20 protein-coding genes are annotated in these 22,326 nt (G+C 63.7%); 3 read left to right on the top strand and 17 right to left on the bottom strand.

Going from position 1 to position 22,326, the window contains the following annotated elements:
• Window positions 1-238: NAD(P)-dependent oxidoreductase (locus EOA75_RS03955; protein ID WP_281058519.1), on the bottom strand; the 238-nt coding region annotated here is incomplete at its 3' end.
• A 419-nt stretch (window positions 239-657) separates the two neighbouring features.
• Between EOA75_RS03955 and EOA75_RS03960 the strand changes: the two genes are divergently transcribed.
• Together EOA75_RS03960 and ybaL are read left to right on the top strand one after the other, a co-directional pair.
• Window positions 658-1,098, top strand: coding sequence for a host attachment family protein (locus tag EOA75_RS03960; protein WP_164747271.1), 441 nt, complete (start codon window positions 658-660; stop codon window positions 1,096-1,098).
• A 213-nt stretch (window positions 1,099-1,311) separates the two neighbouring features.
• Window positions 1,312-3,114, top strand: a complete 1,803-nt coding sequence (gene ybaL, locus EOA75_RS03965; RefSeq protein ID WP_245466557.1) for a YbaL family putative K(+) efflux transporter — start codon at window positions 1,312-1,314, stop codon at window positions 3,112-3,114.
• A gap of 66 nt (window positions 3,115-3,180) precedes the next feature.
• On the opposite strand, the gene EOA75_RS03970 is transcribed toward ybaL, so the two are convergent.
• From EOA75_RS03970 to EOA75_RS04005, 8 genes are all read right to left on the bottom strand, one after another.
• A complete protein-coding gene (locus tag EOA75_RS03970; RefSeq protein WP_067004093.1) occupies window positions 3,181-3,930 on the bottom strand; it encodes an SDR family oxidoreductase in 750 nt (249 codons plus the stop codon).
• Between the two features lie 63 nt (window positions 3,931-3,993).
• Complete coding sequence (locus tag EOA75_RS03975) at window positions 3,994-6,240, bottom strand: transglycosylase domain-containing protein (RefSeq protein WP_127323685.1); 2,247 nt, start codon at window positions 6,238-6,240, stop codon at window positions 3,994-3,996.
• Between the two features lie 198 nt (window positions 6,241-6,438).
• Window positions 6,439-6,822, bottom strand: a complete 384-nt coding sequence (locus tag EOA75_RS03980) for a hypothetical protein (RefSeq protein WP_067004095.1) — start codon at window positions 6,820-6,822, stop codon at window positions 6,439-6,441.
• 177 nt (window positions 6,823-6,999) lie between these two features.
• Window positions 7,000-7,992, bottom strand: coding sequence for a beta-propeller fold lactonase family protein (locus tag EOA75_RS03985; protein ID WP_245322275.1), 993 nt, complete (start codon window positions 7,990-7,992; stop codon window positions 7,000-7,002).
• Window positions 7,993-8,109: 117 nt separating this feature from the next.
• The gene (locus EOA75_RS03990) at window positions 8,110-8,256 is read right to left on the bottom strand and encodes a hypothetical protein (protein WP_082980768.1); all 147 of its coding nucleotides are present in this window, start codon (window positions 8,254-8,256) and stop codon (window positions 8,110-8,112) included.
• A gap of 57 nt (window positions 8,257-8,313) precedes the next feature.
• Window positions 8,314-8,520 carry a hypothetical protein gene (locus tag EOA75_RS03995; protein WP_095778715.1) on the bottom strand — a complete coding sequence of 69 codons (207 nt, stop codon included), beginning with the start codon at window positions 8,518-8,520 and terminating at the stop codon, window positions 8,314-8,316.
• A 64-nt stretch (window positions 8,521-8,584) separates the two neighbouring features.
• The gene (locus EOA75_RS04000; protein ID WP_095783543.1) at window positions 8,585-9,205 is read right to left on the bottom strand and encodes a ribonuclease D; all 621 of its coding nucleotides are present in this window, start codon (window positions 9,203-9,205) and stop codon (window positions 8,585-8,587) included.
• Between the two features lie 140 nt (window positions 9,206-9,345).
• Entirely contained in the window at window positions 9,346-10,731 is a 1,386-nt protein-coding gene (locus EOA75_RS04005) for a M20/M25/M40 family metallo-hydrolase (RefSeq protein ID WP_127323686.1), read from the bottom strand.
• 435 nt (window positions 10,732-11,166) lie between these two features.
• Between EOA75_RS04005 and polA the strand changes: the two genes are divergently transcribed.
• Window positions 11,167-14,130 carry a DNA polymerase I gene (polA, locus tag EOA75_RS04010; RefSeq protein ID WP_164747272.1) on the top strand — a complete coding sequence of 988 codons (2,964 nt, stop codon included), beginning with the start codon at window positions 11,167-11,169 and terminating at the stop codon, window positions 14,128-14,130.
• A gap of 47 nt (window positions 14,131-14,177) precedes the next feature.
• Here polA and EOA75_RS04015 read toward each other — a convergent pair whose 3' ends face one another.
• The 8 genes from EOA75_RS04015 to EOA75_RS04050 form a co-directional block, all read right to left on the bottom strand.
• Window positions 14,178-14,582, bottom strand: coding sequence for a Fur family transcriptional regulator (locus tag EOA75_RS04015; protein ID WP_127323688.1), 405 nt, complete (start codon window positions 14,580-14,582; stop codon window positions 14,178-14,180).
• A gap of 124 nt (window positions 14,583-14,706) precedes the next feature.
• Window positions 14,707-15,753 carry an L-glyceraldehyde 3-phosphate reductase gene (gene mgrA, locus EOA75_RS04020; RefSeq protein WP_127216731.1) on the bottom strand — a complete coding sequence of 349 codons (1,047 nt, stop codon included), beginning with the start codon at window positions 15,751-15,753 and terminating at the stop codon, window positions 14,707-14,709.
• 106 nt (window positions 15,754-15,859) lie between these two features.
• Window positions 15,860-17,002: a Gfo/Idh/MocA family oxidoreductase gene (locus EOA75_RS04025; protein WP_095783546.1), complete on the bottom strand. Its 1,143-nt coding sequence runs from the start codon at window positions 17,000-17,002 to the stop codon at window positions 15,860-15,862.
• An 11-nt stretch (window positions 17,003-17,013) separates the two neighbouring features.
• Entirely contained in the window at window positions 17,014-17,760 is a 747-nt protein-coding gene (locus EOA75_RS04030) for a sugar phosphate isomerase/epimerase (RefSeq protein ID WP_127323689.1), read from the bottom strand.
• Between the two features lie 47 nt (window positions 17,761-17,807).
• Complete coding sequence (locus EOA75_RS04035; RefSeq protein WP_127217481.1) at window positions 17,808-18,917, bottom strand: ABC transporter ATP-binding protein; 1,110 nt, start codon at window positions 18,915-18,917, stop codon at window positions 17,808-17,810.
• Entirely contained in the window at window positions 18,917-19,861 is a 945-nt protein-coding gene (locus EOA75_RS04040) for a carbohydrate ABC transporter permease (protein ID WP_095800588.1), read from the bottom strand. Before EOA75_RS04040 ends, EOA75_RS04035 begins: the two co-directional genes overlap by 1 nt.
• Window positions 19,854-20,747, bottom strand: a complete 894-nt coding sequence (locus EOA75_RS04045) for a sugar ABC transporter permease (protein WP_067318934.1) — start codon at window positions 20,745-20,747, stop codon at window positions 19,854-19,856. The genes EOA75_RS04040 and EOA75_RS04045 overlap by 8 nt, the downstream gene beginning before the upstream one ends.
• An 85-nt stretch (window positions 20,748-20,832) precedes the next feature.
• Window positions 20,833-22,071, bottom strand: coding sequence for an ABC transporter substrate-binding protein (locus tag EOA75_RS04050; RefSeq protein WP_127216906.1), 1,239 nt, complete (start codon window positions 22,069-22,071; stop codon window positions 20,833-20,835).
• Window positions 22,072-22,326 lie beyond the last annotated feature (255 nt).

The following is a 22,326-nucleotide window of genomic DNA, read 5'->3' on the forward strand; positions in this document are numbered from 1 at the left end:
CGTCCTCGAGGTGCGCAGCATCGTAGGCGACGTCGACGTGGACAGCGCCGGCGGTTGCAATGAAATTCAGAAGCTCGGGATCGGCATTGTCCGCAATGATGCGCAGCGTCGCGTTTGACTGAGCAAGCAGCCTGGCCTTGGCCAGTGCCTCCTCGCCGTTGCCGACGATGGCCACGGCTTCGCCGTCGACCCGCAGGAAGACGGGGAAGGCGTTGAGCTTGGCATTGGCTGGCGACATGGCGATAAACAGTACGAGAACAGTCTGGCAGTTTTATGCGGGCCTGGGAAAAACCAGAAGGCAAGCACTCGCGCATCCCTTGATGGCAGGCAATCGCTTTTTCGCAGCCGCGAAAGGCAGGAGAAAAAAATTCTACGTCGGAGCTTGAGGTGGTCGGGCACCTCTCCGAGAGCTACTGATCCGGCAGAGTTTTTAGCGCCGTGCAGCCGACACGGCAAAACGGTTTTTTCTAAATTCTACCAATTAAGTAGATTAAGACGCGTCTTGCTGGTGGGTGAGATCGCTGCCGCTTGCAGCACATCCTGCAGTCGTTAGTTGATCCGGAACTATCATGCTCGGCGGCACGTTTCGCTAACGATCCATCCCGTCGGTCGAGCCGCTCTCGCGGGGCTCGATTTGTGCTCAAGGCAAGGAGGAAAATCATGAACATCAAGCTTAAACGCGGTCTCTGGGTGGTCGTGGCCGACGGCGAGAAGGCGCTTTTCCTCCGCAATGAAGGCGACAGCAAGTTTCCGAACCTCGAGGTGGTTCAGGAGATGGAGCAGGAAAATCCCGCCACCAGGGAGCAAGGCACCGATAAACCGGGCCGGTATGCCGAAGGGCCACGCAGCGCGATCGAAGAAACCGACTGGCATCGCCTCGGCAAGGAACGTTTCGCAAGCGATATTGCCGATCGGCTCTACAAGCTTGCACATCGGGGTGAGTTCCACCAGCTCGTGCTGATCGCGCCGCCGCAGGTGCTCGGCGAGATGCGTCAGAAGCTGCACAAGGAAGTCAGTGAAAAAGTGCAGGCCGAAATCCCCAAGACGCTGACCAATCATACCGTCTTCGACATCGAGAATCTGCTCAAAGCGGCCTGAGCGGCACGCAGGAACGCACAGTGCAGGGGATTGATGCCGTGCCCCTGATGGCGACTCGCTCTGATTTTCTCATCCGGCGCCCGATCGCGGCGCCGATTTCCGTGTAGCGGTGGTTGCGCCACCGCCCCTCCCCCGACCATATTGGGAAGGGGCGGCGGCCCTCGGGGCGGCGCTTACCGACATCGTGAATTCTCGGAAGGCGCTCCATAGACAATGCCGCATGACACGCCCCTGATCGCCACCATCGTCGCCGGTTTGGGGCTTGCCTTCGTTTTCGGAGCATTGGCCAACCGATTCCGCATCCCGCCGCTGGTCGGCTATCTCGTGGCCGGCGTGCTGGTCGGGCCGAACACGCCGGGCTTCGTCGCCGACGCCAGCCTTGCCAACGAGCTCGCAGAGATCGGCGTCATCCTGCTGATGTTCGGCGTCGGCCTGCATTTCTCGCTGAAGGATCTTTTGTCGGTCCGCGCAATCGCCGTGCCCGGCGCCGTCGTGCAGATCGGCTTTGCCACGCTGCTCGGCGTCGGCCTCGCCTGGCTGCTTGGCTGGTCGCTCGGCGCCGGCCTTGTTTTCGGCCTCGCGCTCTCCGTCGCCTCGACCGTCGTCCTGCTGCGCGCCATGCAGGAGCGGCGGCTGATCGAGACCGAGCGCGGCCGCATCGCCGTCGGCTGGCTGATCGTCGAGGATTTGGCCATGGTGCTGGCGCTGGTGCTTTTGCCGGCGCTCGCCGGCGTGCTTGGCGGCCAGCCGCAGGCCGACGACCATGCGAGCCTGCTTTCGCTGCCCGCCAGCCACGGCATATGGGGCGTGGTCGGCATAACGCTGGCCAAGGTCGTCGCCTTCGTCGTCGTCATGCTGGTCGTAGGCCGCAGGGTCATCCCCTGGATCCTGCACTATGTCGCCCATACCGGCTCACGCGAGCTGTTCCGGCTCTCGGTGCTTGCCATCGCGCTCGGCGTCGCCTTCGGCGCGGCGAAGCTGTTCGGCGTCTCGCTGGCGCTCGGCGCCTTCTTCGCCGGCATGGTCATGAGCGAGTCCGAGCTCAGCCACCGGGCGGCGGAAGAATCGCTGCCGCTGCGCGACGCTTTTTCCGTGCTGTTCTTCGTTTCCGTCGGCATGCTGTTCGATCCGTTCAGCCTGGTCAGCAACGGCCTGCCGATCCTGGCGACCTTAGCCATCATCCTCATCGGCAAATCGCTCGCCGCTTTCGTCATCGTGATCGCCTTCCGCTATCCGGTCGCGACCGCGCTGATGATCTCGGCCAGCCTTGCCCAGATCGGCGAGTTCTCCTTCATCCTGGCCGAACTCGGCGTCGGGCTGAAGCTTCTGCCCGAACAGGGCCGCGACCTCATTCTGGCCGGCGCCATCCTGTCGATCCTGCTCAACCCGCTGATGTTCCTGATCGTCGATAGGATGAAGCCGTGGCTGGAAAAGCGCGCCGGCAACACGGCAGAGCCCGGGGAATCAAGGCCGATCGGCCCGGCGACCGAGCCCGGCCAGGTGGCCTCGGCGGCGGCAGTGTCTGAAAGCGAGAATGGTCTGCCGCCGCGAACGGGACTCACCGACCATTCCATCCTGATCGGCTATGGACGTGTCGGCAGCCTCGTGGGTGCCGCGCTGAAACAAGCCGCCCTGCCCTTCCTGGTTGTCGAGGATGCCGACAAGACGCTGGCGAAGCTGAGGGCCGAGGGCGTCGAAACGGTGGCCGGCAACGCCGCCAATGCGGACGTCTTCGCGGCCGCCAATCCGGAAGGCGCCAAACGGCTGATCCTCGCCATCCCCAACGCCTTCGAGGCGGGACAGGTGGTGCTGCGGGCGCGCGCGGCCAATCCCGGCATCAGCGTCATTGCGCGCGCCCATTCCGATGCCGAGGTCGAGCATCTCAAGGCTCTCGGCGCCGACACCGTGATCATGGGCGAGCGCGAAATAGCACGCGGCATCGTCGAGGCGGTTACCGGCATGTCACCCGCTCGGTTGGACGACGCCGCTGCCGAGATCAGGCCGCAGCCTGCCTGACGCTCGCCTGCACAAACCAAGCGGATCAGGAAACGAATAACGGAAGCGATGTCGCTGAGATGGAAGTCACACGTGCTGGCCGCCATTGATGTGGATTTCCGAGCCGGTCACGTAGGACGCCTGGCCCGAACACAGGAAAAAGATGATGTCGGCCACTTCCGACGTGGCGCCCAGCCTTCTCAGCGGGATCGTCTCGACGATCTTGTCGGTGCCGGGCGACAGGATCGCCGTGTCGATCTCGCCCGGCGCGATCGCATTGACGCGGATGCCGTGCGGCCCGAAGTCATGCGCCATCTCGCGCGTCAGAGAACCCAGCGCCGCCTTCGACGTCGCATAGGCCGTGCCGGCAAATGGATGCACGCGCGTGCCGGCGATCGAGGTGACGTTGACGATTGAGCCCTTGGCGGCGGCGAGTTCCTTGAACAGCCCTCTCGCCAGCATGATCGGCGCGAAGAAATTGACCTGGAACACGTCGCGCCAGACATGCATCGGCGTCTCGATCGAGTTCATCCGGCCGCCGTCCTTGAGCTTCGGCGAGATGCCGGCATTGTTGACCAGCGCGTGCAACTGCCCGCCATGCGCCTCCAGCCGGTGGCGGATTTCCGAGACGGCAATGCCGACATCCTCCTGGTCGGCAAGGTCGACCTTGATGTGGTCCTCGGGACCGGCCGGCCATGGACAGTCCTCGGCAAAGGCCTGGCGCGAGCAGGTGATGACGCGCCAGCCCTCGCGTGAAAAGCGTTTCACCGTCGCATGGCCGATGCCGCGGCTGGCGCCGGTGAGAACGATGGTTTTTCTGCTGTCGATTTCGGCCATGGCTTGATCTCCGGCCGGACATGTAGCCGAAGGCGCCAGCCATTGCGAGAGGCGAGTTGCCGCTCAACCGCCGCTGAGGATGTCGAGAATCGAGGTCTGCCGCCTTTTCTTCGGGCCGCCGACATCGCCGGGCGGCACCGGATGCCCGACCGAGGCGGTGGTACCGCCGTCGCTCGGCATATCGAAGCCATCGGCATCGACCGTCTGGGCTGGACGCGCCTGCCGTGCGGGCGCCTGGGCGACAGGGCTCGACTGGCTGACGGGCGCGGGCGGCGCCGGCTGCGAGTTGTCCGCCGAGGGTATCTCGTCCGGCACAACCGTATCGGGCGGCGTCGATTTCCACGTGCCGGGCAACGGCCTGACCGGCAAGCCTTCATGCGCGGCGACCATGAATTCGTGCCAGGCCTGCGCCGGCAAGGCGCCGCCGGTCACCTTCTTCATCGGACTGCCGTCGTCATTGCCGAACCACACACCCGTCGTGAGGTTGGCGGTATAGCCGACGAACCAGGCGTCGCGTGAATTCTGGCTGGTGCCGGTCTTGCCGGCCGAGGGCCAGTTGAAGGCCGCCTTCTTGGCGGTGCCGACTTCGACCGTGCCCGTCATCATAGAGTTCATCATGCCGACGATGTCGGCCTTGAGGACGCGCGGCGCGCTGCCGCCATTGTTTTCGTAGAGCACCTTGCCGCTAGCCGTGGTGACGCGCTGGATGAAATGGATATCCGGCTTGTAGCCGCCATTGGCGAAAGGCACATAGGCGGCGGTCAGTTCCAGCGGCGTGACTTCCGAGGTGCCGAGCGCGATCGAGGTGTTCGACTGCAGGTCGGATTGGATGCCCATGCGGTGCGCGGCCTCAACCACGGCGTCGGGGCCGACCTCCATGGTGAGTTGCGCCGCCACCGAGTTCAGCGACTTCGCCAGTGCGGTGGCCAGCGTCACCTTGCCATAATATTTGCCGCCATAATTCTCCGGCGTCCATTTGCCTATTCTGATCGGGGCGTCGTTGCGCACGCTGTCCGGTGTGCGGCCTGCTTCCAGCGCCGCCATGTAGACGAAAGGCTTGAAGGCCGATCCCGGCTGGCGCCGCGCTTCCGAGGCGCGGTCGAACTGGCTGGTCGAATAGTCGTAACCGCCGACCATGGCGCGAACGGCGCCGGAATCATCGATCGACACCAACGCGCCCTGGGTGACGTTGAGCTTCTTGCCGCTCTCGTCGATCAGCCGGCGGATCGAGTGCTCGGCGAGCTTCTGCAGCGTCAGATCCACGGTGGTGTCGATGATGATGTCGCCGCGCACGTCGCCGATCAGGTCGGGAAGTTCCTCCATGACCGTGTCGGCGACGTAATTCTCCGAACCGGTCCAGTAGGAGGGCGAGCGCGTCGCCGGCGCGCTCAGCGCCATTTTGTATTCCTTGTCGCCGATCTTGCCTTCCTCGCGCATGGCGGCGAGCACGAGCTGTGCGCGTTCTTCCGCCGCCTTGGGATCGCGCGCCGGCGAAAGCCGCGACGGCGCCTTGAGCAAACCGGCCAGAAGCGCTGCCTCGGAAAGCGTGACATCGCGCGCGCTCTTGCCGAAGTACCGCCGCGAGGCGGCCTCCACGCCATAGGCGCCGGACCCGAAATAGACCCGGTTGAGATACATTTCGAGGATCTGGTCCTTGCTGTGCTTGTGCTCCAGCCACAGCGCCAGCAGCACTTCCTGCACCTTGCGCTCCAGCGTGCGATCCGGCGTCAGGAACAGGTTCTTGGCCAGCTGCTGCGTCAGCGTCGAGCCGCCTTGCGAGAAATGACCGCCAAGGACGTTGGTGACCATGGCGCGCGTCAGCCCGATCGGGTCGATGCCGAAATGCGAATAGAACCGCCGGTCCTCGATGGCGACGACGGCCTCGGGAATATAGGGCGACATTTCATTGAGGCCGACGGCCTCGCCGCCGCTCATGCCGCGATTTGCGATGAGTTGCCCGTCGACCGAGACGATCTTGATGTTGGGCGCGCGGTCGGGGATCGACCATGTGGTCGCCGCCGGCATCTTGGCGCCGTAATAGACGACGACGCCGGCCACCGCGATGCCGCCCCAGATGCAGAAAACGAAGCACCAGTAGAGCAGGCGGCCGAAGATGGAAAACAGACCGCGCTGGCTGCGATCGCGCCCCCGGCCGCGCGATTTCGCCTTGGCGGATTTGCGTTTCGCTGCGGATTTACGATTTGCCGGCACGACGCGATCCTCCTCGCTGACCGAAAAGCCGTCGGAGGGTTTCGCCCGCGGCGAGCCCTCGAAGCTCGGTTCGATGCGACTGTCTCTGCGGTTCGCCATTGCGCTGTGCTTGCTGTCCCCGATGCCGATGGCGCTCGGGTTGCAGAGTAGATGCGGCGGTTTAAAGGCGCGTTAAGTGGGGAAAAATCGAAGTGATTGAAAATCAAATGTTTGGTAAGCGGCCACCTGACGGAGCGCGATCGGCGTGGGATTCCGGCCGCGCTCCAGCGTTTGCATAGGCGGGCGAGTCGGCTCGGACTAGTCGAGCACGGCACGGACCGAGAGCGCAGCTCTCGATGCCCGCATGACATCGCCGACATGGCAGTAGCAGACGATCTCGTGCAGCTGATAGTCGGTCAGCTCGAAGAAGCGTTTTGCTTCGCCGTAGGTGTCGTTCTTCAAACCCTCGTCGTGCAGAACGGGGTCTTCCAGGGCGACGGATATGGGCGAGCCGGCGCCCCGCATGACATTGCGTTCCCGCGGGGCACGATATTCAGTGCCGATCAGCGCGGTCAGGAGCCGGTTTGGCTCACGTTCGAGAAGCTCCGCCCAACGTGCGAGGCGCTGGGTTCGGCTCATGACGGGTTTGGCGGTGCGGACCTCAGCAACGGCGTGCAGCTGGTCCAGTGTTTGGTGCTTCATGGCAACCTCCTAGAGGCTAGGTTGGTCGGCCCCAAAACTCCCTATACGCGGCATGATATCGCCGAACCGCGCGGACGTCATCCGTTTGCCGCCCACGCCGGCAAGATTTGATGGAGCTGCGCGCGGCCCCCGTCATTCTTCAAGCCGTCGCCAGAATATGGAGCCGAAATCACAGGCTTATCCTGGACGTCCAAGAACGCGGAACTCGGGCTCCGCCGCCTTTCGACCGACGATCGACGACAGGCCGTAGAAAGCCAGCGGCTGTTCCTGACAAGTCACAGCCACGACGCTGTTCGACTTGTCTATATCCAGGCCCTTCGGCCCACCCTCCTCGACGCTGGCCCTGCCGCGCAGAAAGCTTTCGTCGTCGAGCACGGCGACCGAACGCGACGGCGTGCGGCGCCCCTTCCAGCCTTCGTCGCTTGCATAGACGTGAACCATCGGGCTGCCGGCGTCGGCAACAAGAATGTGGCTGCCGTCCTGCGTGAAGCGCAGGCCATGCGGGTAGTTGGCATTTTCCAGGACACCGGCGGGTCGGGTTTCAGGGCCAAGCGGCGCCGACATGTCGTAGATCTTCACGTCGTTGGTGCCGTGGCTGCTGACGGCGACCCACCGCCCGTCATGGCTGAGCGCGATGCCGTCCGGGATGTCGAGGCCCTGCTCCAGGAGAACCTGATTCCACAGGGCGCGGTATCCCCATCGCCGGTGAACCACATGGCGGGTCACCCGATGCGTGTAGTTGTTACAGACCAGCAGGCTGAGCCGGCCATGCGACTCACGCCTGACGGCGACTGAGCCGGGCGTTCTCAATCTGCAAAATCGGCTGCCTTTGATCACGCGAAGTGGCGAGATTTCGTGCCCTTGTCCGGCCGGATCGCCTTGCGGCAGGGCGAAGACCGCAACCAGCCCATCGCGATTGGCGACCACAAAAGTCCTGTTGTCGATGAAATCGAGGCCATGCACCTCGCCCATGCTTTCCGATCTGAGCTCCACGAAATCGCGGATAACGATCCTCGCTGCACCGGCCGTCGGCTCTATGTCGATGCGCAGCATCAGACATCGCCTGCGTCCATATCCGGCGACGGCAAGCAAGCGGTTGTCGGGCGAAAAGCGCAGGTCCTCGGTCCGCCCGATCGCGGCGAGCGCATCGTTCACGGCACCGGTGGCCACGAAATCGATCCGGGGAATCATATCAAAAAACACCACCGCCCCAGCGAGCGGACCCGAATGCAATAGGTGCTATCAGGAGCCGACCGGTCAAGTTCGCGAGATGCGGACGTGGTGAGATCAATTCTGCTGGATCGAAATGCCCTTGTCGTCGATCTTGAGCTCCACGCCCTTCGGCCTGGTCTGCTCGCGGTAGATGTAGATGCCAAGCGCGATGACCACGACGACCAACGCGCCGATGATGAGGTAGAGCATGTTCTGTCTCATCTCGCCCCCTTCTTGCTGCCGAGTCTCGCGCCTGCTTCGAGGCCCTGCGGCGGTCGCTCACTGGTCGCTGTCATCATTGGCCGATGCAGGCCGCCAACTGGTCGGCTCGACTTTTTTCTGGGTGTTGCTGTCGGTGTAGACCCACCAGCCGCCGTCGCGGTATTGCCCGACGGATTCGTTGACCACGCCGTGCTCGTCGTTCCACAGGATCGTGACCTGCGAGCCGTCCTTCGGCGCGCTCGCTATCGGTTTGCGCTCTGCCATTCAATCCCTCCCCATCTCACGCCGACAATGGACCGGCAGGAACGTCGCTCGACGCGCCGGGTCGTCAGCTATGCGCGAAGATATCCTCTTCCGCCCAGCCCATCAGATCGAGCTTGGCGCGCGTCGGCAGGAAGCGGAAGCAGGCTTCGGCCTCCTTAGTGCGACCCTCGCGCGCAAGCCGTGCGGCCAGCACCTCGCGCAGCCGGTGCAGGTAAAGCACGTCGGAGGCGGCATATTCGAGCTGCTCGGGCGACAGTGTTTCCGCCGCCCAGTCCGACGATTGCTGCGCCTTGGAGAGGCCGATACCGAGCAGTTCGTTGCATATATCCTTCAGCCCGTGGCGGTCGGTGTAGGTACGGGTCAGCCGCGAGGCGATCTTTGTGCAGAAAACCGGTTCGGCCATGACGCCGAAAGCGTGATAAAGGACGGCAATGTCGAAACGGCCGTAGTGAAACAGCTTCACCACGGCGTCGTTCCTGAGAAGGCTGACAAGGTTGGGCGCCTCCTTCTGGCCCGGCGCGATCTGGATGACGTCGGCGCTGCCGTCGCCGGGCGAGATCTGAACCACGCAGAGCCGGTCACGATGCGGGTTCAAGCCCAGCGTTTCCGTGTCGATGGCGACCGCACCGACATTGTAGCGGGAAAGGTCCGGCAGATCGTTCTTGTGGAAACGGATGTCGGTCATTCTCTTCTCCGGATCGCGGCCAGCGGCGCACCCGTTTTTGGACGCGAAGGCGCCGCGCATTGCGCTATCACGCCCGTCCTTGCCGCGATCCGGAAAAAAATCAACAGAAAGTTGATTTTCGCGGTCGCCGCGGGTTCACCTCAGCGTGTCAGAGCATCGAGAATGCGCGCCCAGGAACGCTGCCCCTTGTGGAAGGAGGTGAGCTCGTACTTCTCGTTGGGCGAATGGATGCGGTCGTCATCGAGGCCGAAGCCGACCAGCAGCGATTCCATGCCGAGATAGGTCTGGAAATCGCCGACTACGGGGATGGAGCCGCCGCCGCCGGTGGCGACGGCCTGCTTTTCCCATTCGTCGGAGAGCGCATCCTTGGCCTTGGCCAGGAACGGCGAGTCGTAGGAAAGCTGGATCGCCGGCGAGCCGCCATGCGGATGGAATTCGACGGAGCAGTCGCCGGGAATCCGATCGCGCACGAAAGCCTGGAAGGCGGCGCGGATTTTTTTCGGATCCTGCTTGTGGACGAGCCGGAACGACACTTTCGCCGATGCTTCCGCCGCGATCACCGTCTTGAAGCCCTTGCCGGTATAGCCGCCGATGATGCCGTTGAACTCGGCCGTTGGCCGCGCCCAGGTGAGTTCGAGCACGGAGCGGCCCTTTTCGCCGGCGGGAATGGAAAGCCCGACCGGTCCGAGGAAGGTCTCGGCGGTCTCGCCGAGCCCCTCCCAGGATTTCAGCACCTGCGAGGGCGTCTCTTCGACGCCGTCATAGAAGCCCGGGATGGTGATGCGGCCGTCTTGATCATGAATGTCGGCGAGAATTTTGGTCAGGATCCGGATCGGATTGGCGGCCGGGCCGCCATAGAGGCCTGAATGCAGGTCGCGGCTGGCTGCCTTGACGGTGACTTCCTCGCCGACCATGCCGCGTAGGGACACGCAGATCGACGGCGTCTCGCGGTTCCACATGCTGGTGTCGCAGACCAGCGCGAAATCCGCTTTCAGCTCGGCGGCGTTGGCCTCGAGGAAAGGCTTGAGCGACGGCGAGCCGGACTCTTCCTCGCCCTCGAACAGGATCGTGACGCGGCAGGGCAGATTGCCGTGCACCTGCCTCCAGGCGCGGCAGGCCTCGACGAAGGTCATCAGCTGACCCTTGTCGTCCGCCGAGCCGCGCCCGGCGATCACCTTGCGTCCGGGCTGGACCTCCTTGATCGACGGCGCGAATGGATCCGTTTCCCACAGCTCGATCGGATCGACCGGCTGCACGTCGTAGTGGCCGTAGAACAGCACATGCGGCGCGCCGGCCGGTCCTTCGTGATGCGCCACCACCATCGGGTGGCCGGGCGTGTCGCGCACGCTGGCGTCGAAGCCGATCAGCTTGAGCTCGGCCGCCAGCCATTCGGCGCCCTTGCGGCAATCGGCGGCAAAGGCCGGGTCGGTGGAGATCGACTTGATACCAAGCAAGCCGAAAAGCCGCTCCAGGCTCTGATCGAGGTTCTGGTCGAGACGGTCAAGGACGGGGGAGAGTCTGGACATTTCTTCAGCCTTTCGATTCTGGCCCGACCCTAAAGGGGCGAGCAGAAAACGCAAAGCCGCGATCGTTGGACCACGCGTTCCGGCGTCGGTAACACGCGGGCTAGGAGACAAAAAAGAACCGCCGTGGTGGAGGGGGAACCACGGCGGTCTTTACTCGAAACGTTGCGGCAGCCCGGAGAGGGGGGATAGGCTGCCGCAGTTGCCCGGGATAGGCGGGGGACGGGCCTTACTCCGGACTTCGGCGAAAATTGCCGATGACAGCTATTTGGGTCTGTGAAAATGGCGATTCAAGGGCACGAAGATTACACTTTTGTAACATGCCCGTGAGCGGCTGAATTTTGTCCGAGACCTGTCTGTCAGGGGTGTTGCCGGAACCGGCCGTTTGCGCAGCCTTTGGCATGGACCGCGAAGCTTGGCCGCGCTATCCCTGCCGGCATGAAAAAAGGCGATCATCTCTTTCTTGTCGACGGCTCCGGCTACATTTTCCGCGCCTACCACGCGCTGCCGCCGCTCAACCGCAAATCCGACGGCCTGCCCACCAGCGCCGTGCTCGGCTTCTGCAACATGGTATGGAAGCTGATGCAGGACGCCCGCAACACGAACGTGGGCATCGTGCCGACCCATTTTGCCGTCATCTTCGACTATTCGGCGAAGACCTTTCGCAGCGAACTTTATCCCGAATACAAGGCCAACCGCTCGGCGCCGCCGGAAGACCTGATCCCGCAATTCGGCCTGATCCGCCAGGCGACCGTGGCCTTCAACCTGCCCTGCATCGAGATGGAAGGCTTCGAGGCTGACGACATCATCGCCACCTATTGCCGCCTAGCCTGCGAGGTCGGCGCCGACACCACCATCATCTCCTCCGACAAGGACCTGATGCAATTGGTCGGCCCGACGGTCGGCATGTACGACCCGATGAAGGATCGCCAGATCGGCATTCCCGAGGTGATCGAGAAATGGGGCGTGCCGCCGGAAAAGATGATCGACCTGCAGGCGCTGACCGGCGACTCCGTCGACAACGTGCCCGGCGTGCCCGGCATCGGCCCGAAGACCGCGGCGCAACTTCTGGAGCAGTTCGGAGACCTTGACGGCCTGCTGGCGCGCGCCGGCGAGATCAAGCAGGAAAAGCGGCGCGAATCGATCATCGCCAATGCCGACAAGGCGCGCATCTCGCGCGAGCTGGTGACGTTGAAGAACGACGTGCCGCTCAAGGAGGGGCTGGACGACCTTGTGCTGCATGCCCCGGACGGGCCGAAGCTGATCGGCTTCCTGAAGACGATGGAGTTCACCACGCTGACACGCCGCGTCGCGGAAGCGACTGCAACCGAGATCGGCGACGTCCAGGCTTCCAGTGTCACCATCGAGCGCGCCGACACCGCACATGGTCCCGATGTCGGCGCCGGCACGCCGACTGCCTCAAGACCGGCGGCGACGCCGAACGGCGCCGCGAAGCCTGCAGCACCGGTCAGGCCCGAGGATGCCCCACCGCAGGGCGATACGCCTTCCCTGCTCTCCGCGCTGCGGCTGGAGCAGGCGACGGCGCGCAAGATCGATCCCGCGGCCTATGTCGCCATTCGCGATACGGCCGCGCTGAAGGCCTGGATCGCCGAAGCGAGGGAAGCCGGCATCCTTGCCTTCGACGCCGAGACCTCTTCGTCCGATCCGATGCAGGCCGACTTGATCGGCCTGTCCATGGCGATCGCGCCGGGCCGCGCCGCCTACGTGCCGCTCGCCCACACGAGCGGCAATGGCGACCTGCTTGGCGGCGGCACGCTGGCGGACCAGGTCCCGGTCCGCGACGCGCTGGCCCTGCTCAAGCCCCTGCTCGAGGACCGGTCGGTCCTGAAGATCGTCCAGGACATGAAATACGACATCGTCGTGATGAGCCGGCATGGTATCGAGGTCGGCCCGTTCGACGACACGATGCTGATCTCCTACGTGCTCGACGCCGGCACATCCGGCGGGCACGACCTCGCCTCGCTGTCGGAGAAGTGGCTCGGCCATGCGCCGGGCACGAAGAGGGAGCTTGCCGGCTCGGGCAAGAGCGCGGTCGGCTTCGACCAGGTCGACATCGAGCGGGCGACCGCCTATGCCGGCGAGCAGGCCGATCTGGCGCTGCGGCTGTGGCAATTGCTGAAGCCGCGGCTCGCCGCCAAGGGTCTCGTCTCCGTCTATGAAAGGCTGGAGCGGCCGCTTGTGCCCGTGCTCGCCCGCATGGAGCAGCGCGGCATTTCGGTCGATCGCCAGATTCTCTCCAGGCTGTCGGGTGAGCTGGCGCAAGGCGCCGCCCGCGCCGAGGAAGAAATCTATGGGATCGTCGGCGAGCGCATCAACATCGGCTCGCCGAAGCAGCTCGGCGACATATTGTTCGGCAAGATGGGGCTGCCGGGCGGCTCCAAGACCAAGACCGGCCAGTGGTCGACCTCGGCGCAGCTGCTGGAAGACCTCGCCGCCGAAGGCCACGAGCTGCCGCGCAAGATCGTCGACTGGCGCCAGCTCACCAAGCTGAAATCGACCTATACCGACGCCTTGCCCGGCTTCATCAATGCCGGCACCAACCGCGTCCACACTTCCTATGCGCTGGCCGCGACGACGACCGGTCGTCTGTCATCCTCCGATCCCAACCTGCAGAACATCCCGGTGCGCACCGCCGAAGGCCGCAAGATCAGGACCGCCTTCATCGCCGAAAAGGGCCACAAGCTGGTCTCGGCCGACTACAGCCAGATTGAATTGCGCGTGCTGGCCCATGTCGCCGAAATCCCGCAGCTCAAGCAGGCTTTTGCGGACGGCGCCGATATCCACGCCATCACCGCGTCCGAAATGTTCAACGTGCCGGTCGCAGGCATGCCTTCGGAAGTGCGGCGGCGTGCCAAGGCGATCAATTTCGGCATCATCTACGGCATCTCGGCCTTCGGTCTGGCGAACCAGCTGTCGATCCCGCGCGAGGAGGCGAGCGCCTACATCAAGCGCTATTTCGAGCGCTTCCCGGGCATCCGCGACTATATCGAGGAAACCAAGGCCTATGCGCGCGAATACGGCTTCGTCGAAACGATCTTCGGCCGCCGCATCCACTATCCGGAGATAAGGTCCTCCAACCCGTCGGTTCGCGCCTTCAACGAGCGCGCTTCGATCAATGCGAGGCTCCAGGGCACTGCGGCCGACATCATCCGCCGCGCCATGGTGCACATGGAAGAGGCGCTGGAGAAGGCGAAGCTGTCGGCCCGCATGCTCTTGCAGGTGCATGACGAGCTTATCTTCGAGACGGTGGAAGCGGAAGTCGAAGCGACAATTCCCGTGGTGCGCCGCGTGATGGAGAACGCGCCGATGCCGGCGGTCTCGATGTCGGTGCCGCTGCATGTCGATGCGCGGGCCGCCGACAACTGGGACGAGGCGCACTGATACCTTCGTCATCCTCGGGCTTGACCCGAGGATGACGACTCGAGGGGCTAAGCCGCCTCAGCTCTACACTTCGCGCAAACCCCGCGAAACTCGATCACCGCCTTCTTGGCGGCGAAGCCGGTCGAGCGCACCCATTCGTCCAGCCGGTGGTCGACATCATGGTCGGACATTTCGGTTACCTGGCCGCAGCTGTCGCAGATGGCGAATGCGGTCATCGAATGACTGTGGTCGTGCGGCTCGGCGCAGGCGACGAAGGAGTTCAAGCTTTCGAGCCGGTGCACGAAGCCCGACTTCACCAGCGTGTCCAGAGCGCGGTAGACCTGCAGCGGCGCCCGGAAGCCGCGCTCGCGCAGTCGATCGAGCAGCATATAGGCGCTCAGCGGCCCGCTGGCGGCTTCGAGCTTCTCAAGCACGCACAGCTGGTTCTTGGTCAGCGCATCCCTTGCCGTCATCTTGTCCGTCCGGTCGTCGCGTCGTTTCGCGTGCCGACTGCGCACGCGAACCGCCTTTGGTCCATGAGATAGCGACGAACGCGCATCTTTGCCACTGTTTCCGCAGCTGGCGGCCCGGCGCGGGCTACTTGCGCGGCGGTCCCTTGCGCTCGGCGGATGCCGCCCAAAGATTGATGTCGGCCTCGCGCGCATAGGTGTCGATCTCGGCAAGCTCGGCGTCGCTGAAGTCGAGCGCCTTGAGAGCGCCGACGCAATCCTCGACCTGTTCCGGCCGGCTGGCGCCGATCAGCGCCGTCGTCACGCGTCCCTTGCGCAGCACCCAGGCCAGCGCCATCTGCGCCAGCGTCTGGCCGCGCCGGCCGGCGATGGCATTCAATGCCTTGATGTTGGTGACCGACTTATCGTTGATGAAAGTCGGACGCAGCGACTTGCCCTGGGATGCGCGGCTGCCTTCCGGGATGCCGCCGAGATATTTATCGGTCAGCATGCCCTGCGCCAGCGGCGAGAACACGATCGAGCCGATGCCGAGCCCTTCCAGCGTATCGAGCAGCCCGTCTTCCTCCACCCAGCGGTTGAGCATGGAATAGCTCGGCTGATGGATCAGGCAGGGCGTGCCGAGCCGCCGCAGGATGTCGGCCGCCTCGCGGGTGCGCTGCGAATTGTAGGAGGAGATGCCGGCATAGAGCGCCTTGCCCGAGCGCACCGCATGGTCGAGCGCGCTCATCGTTTCTTCCAGCGGCGTCTCGGGATCGAAACGGTGGGAATAGAAAATATCGACATAATCGAGCCCCATCCGCTTGAGGCTCTGGTCGAGGCTCGCGAGCACATATTTGCGGCTGCCCCATTCGCCGTAGGGGCCGGCCCACATCTCATAGCCGGCCTTGGTCGAGATGATCAGCTCGTCACGATAGGCGGCGAAATCGGTGCGCAGGATCTCGCCAAAGGCGGTCTCGGCCGAGCCGGGCGGCGGGCCGTAATTGTTGGCGAGATCGAAATGCGTGATGCCGAGGTCGAAGGCTCTGCGCACGATCGCCTGCTTGGTCTTGTGCGGCGTGTCATTGCCGAAATTGTGCCACAGCCCGAGCGAGATGGCCGGCAGCTTGAGGCCGGACCGTCCGCACCGGTTGTAGATCATCTTCTCGTAGCGATTCTCGGCGGCGACATAGGGCATAGGGAATCCTTGGGAAGGCGGCCGGGATCGCCGCCAGGTGACTTGAATCGATGCTCGCCCCGCACCTTTACCCTCTCCCCGCCGAAACGGGGAGAGGGGTTGCCACCTACTTTTTCTTCGCCAGCAGCGCCTTCGCTTCCTTGATGCCGAGCGCCGCCGGCCGCTCGCAGGTCGTCTGCATGGCGACGAACTTGCCGCTTTCGCCGGAGCGCAGGACGCCGGTCATGACATCGACGGCATGCAGCGCCAGCTCCATCGAGCAGCGGTGCGGCCGCCCTTCGCCGATCGCGATCGCCATGTCGGCAAGACCTGCCGTGCGGTAGTTGGCCATCATGCCTTGGCTGTGCATCTCATTGGGCACGCCGAACGGATGATCCCACTTGGGAAGCTTCTTCACCGGCTTGGTCGCATCGGTGAAGCGGACTTCGCCGCCGAAGAAATTCGGGTCCGGCACAAAGACGGTGCCCGCCTCGCCGTAGAGCTCCATCGGCGCATGGCCGTGGCTCCACACGTCCCACGAGGTGTTGAGTGTCACCACCGCGCCATTCGCGAATTCCAGCAGCGCATGGATGGTGGTCGGCGTGTTGACCGGGATTTTTTCGCCCGCGCGCGGTTTGGAGCTGATGGTGCGCTCCTTGGCCGGCGTCGCCGCGAAAGCCGCGACCTGCTTCACCGGCCCGATCAGCTGGATCAGGTTGGTGACATAGTACGGGCCGATGTCGAGCACCGGACCGGCGCCCGGCTGGAAGAAGAAGTCGGGATTGGGGTGCCAGTGTTCCATGCCATGGCCCATCACATGGCAGGTGCCGCTGGTGATCTTGCCAAGCTTGCCGCTGTCGATCAGATCGCGGGCCAGCTGATGCGCGCCGCCAAAAAACGTGTCGGGAGCCGAGCCGATGCGAAGCCCCTTCTTCTCCGCCCGCTTCTTGAGATCCAGTCCTTCCTTGACCGACAGCACGAAGGGCTTTTCCGAATAGACGTGCTTGCCAGCGTCGAGCACCGCCTTCGACACGTCATAGTGCACGGCCGGAATGGTGAGATTAACGACGATATCGATGTCGTCATCTTTGAGAAGGTCGTTGACCGTTTCGGCGCGAAGCTTGAACTCCTTCGCCCGCATCTTCGCCGCGTCCATGTTGATGTCCGCGCAGGCGCGCATCTCGATGCCGCGGAAGAGCGGCGCCAGCGAGAAATACGCCTTCGAGATGTTGCCGCAGCCGACGACGCCTACGCCAAGTTTGTTTGCCATGATGGTATGTCCTAGTAATTCTTGACGGATTGGATCGAGCGACGGGCGAAGCGCTCGATGTCGTTGGGGTTGTCCTGCTCCATGACGAAGTACTTCGTCGCGCTTTTCGCGCGCAACGTCTTGATCAGGCCGGCCCAGTCGATGGTGCCGTGGCCGACATCCGACCAGCCGTCCTCGTCCAGCCCCTCCCCCGGCTTCGCCATATCCTTGACGTGGACGGCACTGATGCGCTTGCCGTGCTTTTCGATCCAGGGCAGCGGATCGGCGCCGCCGCGCACCACCCAGGCGACGTCCATCTCCCAGCCGATGTCGGGCGCGGCGGACAGGATGTGCTCCTGCGGCAGCGAGCCGTCGACGAGCGGCTTGAACTCGAAATCATGGTTGTGCCAGGCAAAGCCGTAGCCGGCCTTCTTCGCGGTGTCGCCCACCTTGGCAAGCCGCTCGCCGAAGCCGCGCCAGCCGGCGGCGTCGCCCGGCCGCGCATCGGGCATCAGGTAGGGGCAGATGAGCAGCGAGATGCCGAGCGCATCGGCAATCCTGCGCACGCCGTCGAAATCCTTCTCGAGCGCATCGATCGAGAAATGCCCGGTCGGCATGGCGAGCCCGTTCTTGTCGAGCTCGGCGCGGAAAGCCTTGGGATCGTCATAGACGCCGCCGAAACCTTCGACTTCTTTGTAGCCCAGTTCGCCGAGCATTTTCAGCACGCCGTCCCATGGCTGGAAGTTGCGGGCACTGTAAAGTTGGAATGACCAGTTCATCTGTCTGTCCGTTCTGTTTGATGGTTCCGGGAGGTTGTGGTGGGAGGTTAGAGCCTGCTGTCGGTCTCGGCGTCGAACAGCGAGGCGCGCGCCGGATCGAAGCCGATGCGGATCGCATCGCCGCTGCGCAGCGTCTTGTCGGCTTCGACGCGGAAGGAGAGGATCTGGCCGCCGAGCTTCGTCCACACCAGCGTGTCGGAGCCCATCGGATCGACAATCTCGACAGTGGACTCGGCGGTGAACGGCATGGCCCTCGCCGCTTCGCCAAAAGCGATATGCTCCGGTCGGATGCCGAACACGCAGGGTTTGGCGGCGCGCCCGCTTTCGTTGTCGAACTGATAACGGCCGAGCGGCACCGAAACACCGTCGGCCTTGAACACCGGCGCGTCGCTTGCTTCCAGGTGTCCCTTGATAAAATTCATCGCCGGCGAGCCGAGGAAGCCGGCGACGAAGCGGTTGACCGGGCGTTTGTAGATCGTCTGGGGCGCATCGAGCTGCTGGATGACGCCGCCCTTCATCACCGCGATACGGTCGGCCAGCGTCATCGCCTCGATCTGGTCGTGGGTGACGTAGATCATCGTGTTCTGCAGCCTGCGGTGCAAAAGCTTGATCTCGACGCGCAATTCCGACCGCAGCTTGGCGTCGAGGTTGGAGAGCGGCTCGTCGAACAGGAAGACGTCGACGTCGCGCACCAGTGCCCGCCCGATCGCCACGCGCTGGCGCTGGCCTCCGGAAAGCGCCGACGGCTTCCTCTGCAACAGCGGCTCGATCTGCAGGATCTCCGCCGCGCGCGCGATGCGTTTGGCGATCTCGTCCTTGGGCACGCCGGCGACGCGCAGGCCGAAGGAGAGGTTCTTTTCCACCGTCATCTGCGGGTAGAGCGCGTAGGACTGGAACACCATGCCGATGCCGCGATCCTTCGGCTCCTCCCAGGTGACATTCTTGCCCTTGATGAAGATGCGGCCCTCGGAGATGTCGAGCAGGCCGGCGATGCAGTTGAGCAAGGTCGACTTGCCGCAGCCGGATGGCCCGAGCAGCACGATGAACTCGCCCTCGGCGACGTCGAGATTGAGCGTCTTCAGCACCGACATGACGCCGAAATTCAGCGACAGGTCCTGGATCGAAACGCTAGGATTGGCGATCGCTGCTGCCATCATCATCCTTTCACCGCGCCGGCGGCGATGCCGCGCACGAAGAGCTTGCCGGAAACGAAGTAGACGATGAGCGGCACAAGGCCGGTCAGGATGGTCGCGGCCATGTTGACGTTGTACTCCTTCACGCCCTGTACCGAGTTGACGATGTTGTTGAGCTGCACCGTCATCGGATAGGTGTCGGGGCGGGTGTAGACGACGCCGAACAGGAAGTCGTTCCAGATGCCGGTCACCTGCAGGATGATGGCGACGACGAAGATCGGCAGCGACATCGGCAGCATGATGCGCAGGTAGATGCCCCAGAAACCGGCGCCATCGACGCGCGCCGCGCGGAACAGTTCCTCCGGCATGGACGTGAAATAGTTGCGGAACAGGAGCGTCAGGATCGGCATGCCGAAGATCGAATGCACGATCACGAGGCCGGTCAGCGTGCCGTAGATGCCGATCTCGCGCAGGATGATGACGATCGGGTAGATCATCACCTGATAGGGAATGAAGGCGCCGACGATCAGGATGATGAAGAAGGTGTCGGCGCCCTTGAAGCGCCAGTTGGCCAAGGCATAGCCGTTGACCGAAGCGATCGCGATCGACAGCAGCACCGACGGCACGGTGATGCGCACCGAGTTCCAGAAGCCGCGCGACAGCCCGTCGCAATTGAGCCCGGTGCAGGCCTGCGACCACGCCTTGACCCAAGGCTCGAAGGTGATCTCCAGCGGCGGCGAGAAGATGTTGCCGAGGCGGATTTCCGGCATGCCCTTCAGCGATGTGACGATCATCACGTAGAGCGGCAGCAGATAATAGAGCGCCACGACGATCAGCGTGCCGTAGAGGAAGATGTTGCGACGCGAGAGCACGTGCCGCGGCTTCGTTCCGCTCGGCCCCGATGCATCGCGCGACACGGCTTCGCGCCGAAGAGCATCACCGGACATGGAGGCAGCAGCTTCAGCCATGCTTTTTGCCTCCGAATTCGAGATAGGCCCAAGGCACGATGACGATTACCACCGAGAGCAGCATCATGGTCGAGGCGGCAAAGCCCTGGCCGAGATTCTGGGCGAAAAACATGTAGTCGTAGACGTATTTCGCCGGCACTTCGGAAGCGATGCCCGGACCGCCGCTGGTCTGCGCCACCACAAGGTCGTAGACCTTGACGATGCCGGCGGCGATGATCACCAAGGTGGTGATAAAGACCGGCCGCATCATCGGAATGATGATGAAGACATAGGTCTTCCACATCGGTATGCCGTCAACCCGTGCGGCCTTCCAGATGTCCTCGTCGATGCCGCGCAGGCCGGCGAGCATCAGGCACATGATCAGTCCCGTGCCTTGCCAGAGCGCCGCGATCGAAATGCCGTAGATGACGATGCTGGAATTGTAGAGCGGATCGAAGCTGAAGCTCGTCCAGCCGAGGTCGCGCACGACGCGCTGGATGCCGAAATCGGGATTGAGCAGCCACTGCCAGACCAGCCCGGTGACGATAAAAGAAAGTGCGAAAGGATAGAGGAAGATCGTGCGAAACGTGTCCTCGAAGCGGATCTTCTGATCGAGCAATGCCGCGAGGATGAAGCCGATCACCAGCGAGAACACCAGCGAGATCACGCCGTAGATCAAAAGGTTCTCGATCGACACCAGCCAGCGCGGCGTCGCCCATAGCCGGTAATATTGGTCGAGGCCGACGAAGTTCAGCCGCGGCAAGAGCTTCGAATTGGTGAAGGAATAGAGCACCGTCCAGGCCGTGCCGCCGACGAAGACGACCAGCGCGGTCAGGATCATCGGGATCGATGCGACCTTGGCGTTGAGGTTGCGTAAAAGCTGGTTGGGGCGTTCGCTGTTGCTCATCTCGGCAGCCGGGCTGGGACAATGAGGGCATCACGCCCCCGACCCCGGATAGGCGGGGGCCGGGAGCTGGCGGGGGCGCCGTTGATCAGTCTGCCGACGCGATGATGTCGGCGAAGCGCTTCTGCGCCTCTTCGAGCGTCATGTCGGGCTTGGCGAAGAATTCGGAGAACAGATCCTCCTTCTGCTTCTGGCTGTCCTGCGACAAGAGCTGGTCGGTCCACGGGATCACCGCGCCTTTCGCGAGGATGGCGAGGCCCTTCTTCATGCAGTCGTTCGCCGTGTTGAGGTCGACGTCGCCGCGCACCGGAAGCGAGCCCTTCTTGAGATTGAAGGCGACCTGGGTCTTCGGGTCGAGCAGCGTCTCGGCCAGAACTTCCTGAGCCTTGGCCTTGTCGGCATCCTTGAGCAGCGGGAAGTAGAACGCGTCGCCGCCGGTGGCGATGACCTCGTTCAGGCCGAGACCGGGCAGGCAGGTGTAGTCCTTGCCGGCGGTCTTGCCGGCGACCTGGAACTCGCCCTGCGCCCAATCGCCCATGATCTGGCCGCCGGCCTTGCCGGTGATGACCAGATTGGTCGCCTGGTTCCAGTCCTGCACATTGGTGTTCTTGGCCATCTTGCGGGCGTCGTCGGCGGCCTTGAACACCTTGGCGATTTCGGGACCGCTTGCGAATTTGGCGTCCTTATCCTTGTAGACCTTGAGGAAGGCGTCGGTGCCGCCGACGGCGGCAAGCAGCACGTCGAAGGCGCCGGACGCCTGCCAGGGCTGCCCGCCGACCGCGAGCGGGATGATGCCGGCCTTTTCCAGCGCCGGCGCAGCCGCCACGAATTCATTCCAGTCCTTCGGCATCGGCACGCCGGCCTTCTGGAAGGCTTCGTTCGACAGCCACAGCCACTGCCAGGAATGGATGTTGACCGGCACGCAATAGATCTTGCCGCCGATGGTGCACGAGTCGAGCAGGCTCTTCGGCCGCACGATTTCCGTCCACTTTTCCTTGGTGGCGAGATCGGTGAGGTCGCGCATCAGCCCGGCCTGGACGAGCTCCTCCGCCTGCCGGCCGTGGTTGAACTGGGTGGCGCCCATCGGATCGCCGCCGGTGATGCGGCTGATCATGATCGGCCGCGCCGTGCCGCCGGAACCGGCGATGGCGCCGTCGACCCAGTGATTGCCGGTCGCGTCGAACGCCTTGGCAAGTTCAGCCACTGCCGCCGCCTCGCCGCCCGAAGTCCACCAATGGGTGACTTCGAGATCGGTCGCGGCCGCCGGTCCGGCGAAATTCAGCGCGGCCGTCGCGGCGAACGCGGCAGTCAGGAATTTGTATCGCATTTCGGTTCCTCCCAGAATCTGAAACGTTACAGATTTTCGATACGGCAAATGCCCGATATAGGCAACCCCTCGAATGGGACGGCATGAGATTTCTTCGAGGCGCGAACAAAATCCTCTCCAAAGGCCTGCCGGGGAGTCGATGGTGCGGCCAATCGATGCAAAAGCAGAGGTAAATCGAGATGTGTTTATGATCCCAGTGGCTTTCAGTCCACCCCCCTCCGGCGCTGACCGCAACGAGTGCGGCCTGCCCATTGA

Source organism: Mesorhizobium sp. M1A.F.Ca.IN.022.07.1.1 (assembly GCF_003997575.1).
In the GTDB taxonomy this organism is placed as follows: domain Bacteria; phylum Pseudomonadota; class Alphaproteobacteria; order Rhizobiales; family Rhizobiaceae; genus Mesorhizobium.

Coding starts and splice junctions, on each gene's coding strand:
- ybaL (WP_245466557.1), top strand. CDS start 1,312: ATGCCGCATGACACGCCCCTGATCGCCACCATCGTCGCCGGTTTGGGG.
- EOA75_RS03970 (WP_067004093.1), bottom strand. CDS start 3,930: ATGGCCGAAATCGACAGCAGAAAAACCATCGTTCTCACCGGCGCCAGC.
- EOA75_RS03975 (WP_127323685.1), bottom strand. CDS start 6,240: ATGGCGAACCGCAGAGACAGTCGCATCGAACCGAGCTTCGAGGGCTCG.
- EOA75_RS03980 (WP_067004095.1), bottom strand. CDS start 6,822: ATGAAGCACCAAACACTGGACCAGCTGCACGCCGTTGCTGAGGTCCGC.
- EOA75_RS03990 (WP_082980768.1), bottom strand. CDS start 8,256: ATGAGACAGAACATGCTCTACCTCATCATCGGCGCGTTGGTCGTCGTG.
- EOA75_RS03995 (WP_095778715.1), bottom strand. CDS start 8,520: ATGGCAGAGCGCAAACCGATAGCGAGCGCGCCGAAGGACGGCTCGCAG.
- EOA75_RS04000 (WP_095783543.1), bottom strand. CDS start 9,205: ATGACCGACATCCGTTTCCACAAGAACGATCTGCCGGACCTTTCCCGC.
- EOA75_RS04005 (WP_127323686.1), bottom strand. CDS start 10,731: ATGTCCAGACTCTCCCCCGTCCTTGACCGTCTCGACCAGAACCTCGAT.
- polA (WP_164747272.1), top strand. CDS start 11,167: ATGAAAAAAGGCGATCATCTCTTTCTTGTCGACGGCTCCGGCTACATT.
- EOA75_RS04015 (WP_127323688.1), bottom strand. CDS start 14,582: ATGACGGCAAGGGATGCGCTGACCAAGAACCAGCTGTGCGTGCTTGAG.
- mgrA (WP_127216731.1), bottom strand. CDS start 15,753: ATGCCCTATGTCGCCGCCGAGAATCGCTACGAGAAGATGATCTACAAC.
- EOA75_RS04025 (WP_095783546.1), bottom strand. CDS start 17,002: ATGGCAAACAAACTTGGCGTAGGCGTCGTCGGCTGCGGCAACATCTCG.
- EOA75_RS04030 (WP_127323689.1), bottom strand. CDS start 17,760: ATGAACTGGTCATTCCAACTTTACAGTGCCCGCAACTTCCAGCCATGG.
- EOA75_RS04035 (WP_127217481.1), bottom strand. CDS start 18,917: ATGATGGCAGCAGCGATCGCCAATCCTAGCGTTTCGATCCAGGACCTG.
- EOA75_RS04040 (WP_095800588.1), bottom strand. CDS start 19,861: ATGGCTGAAGCTGCTGCCTCCATGTCCGGTGATGCTCTTCGGCGCGAA.
- EOA75_RS04045 (WP_067318934.1), bottom strand. CDS start 20,747: ATGAGCAACAGCGAACGCCCCAACCAGCTTTTACGCAACCTCAACGCC.
- EOA75_RS04050 (WP_127216906.1), bottom strand. CDS start 22,071: ATGCGATACAAATTCCTGACTGCCGCGTTCGCCGCGACGGCCGCGCTG.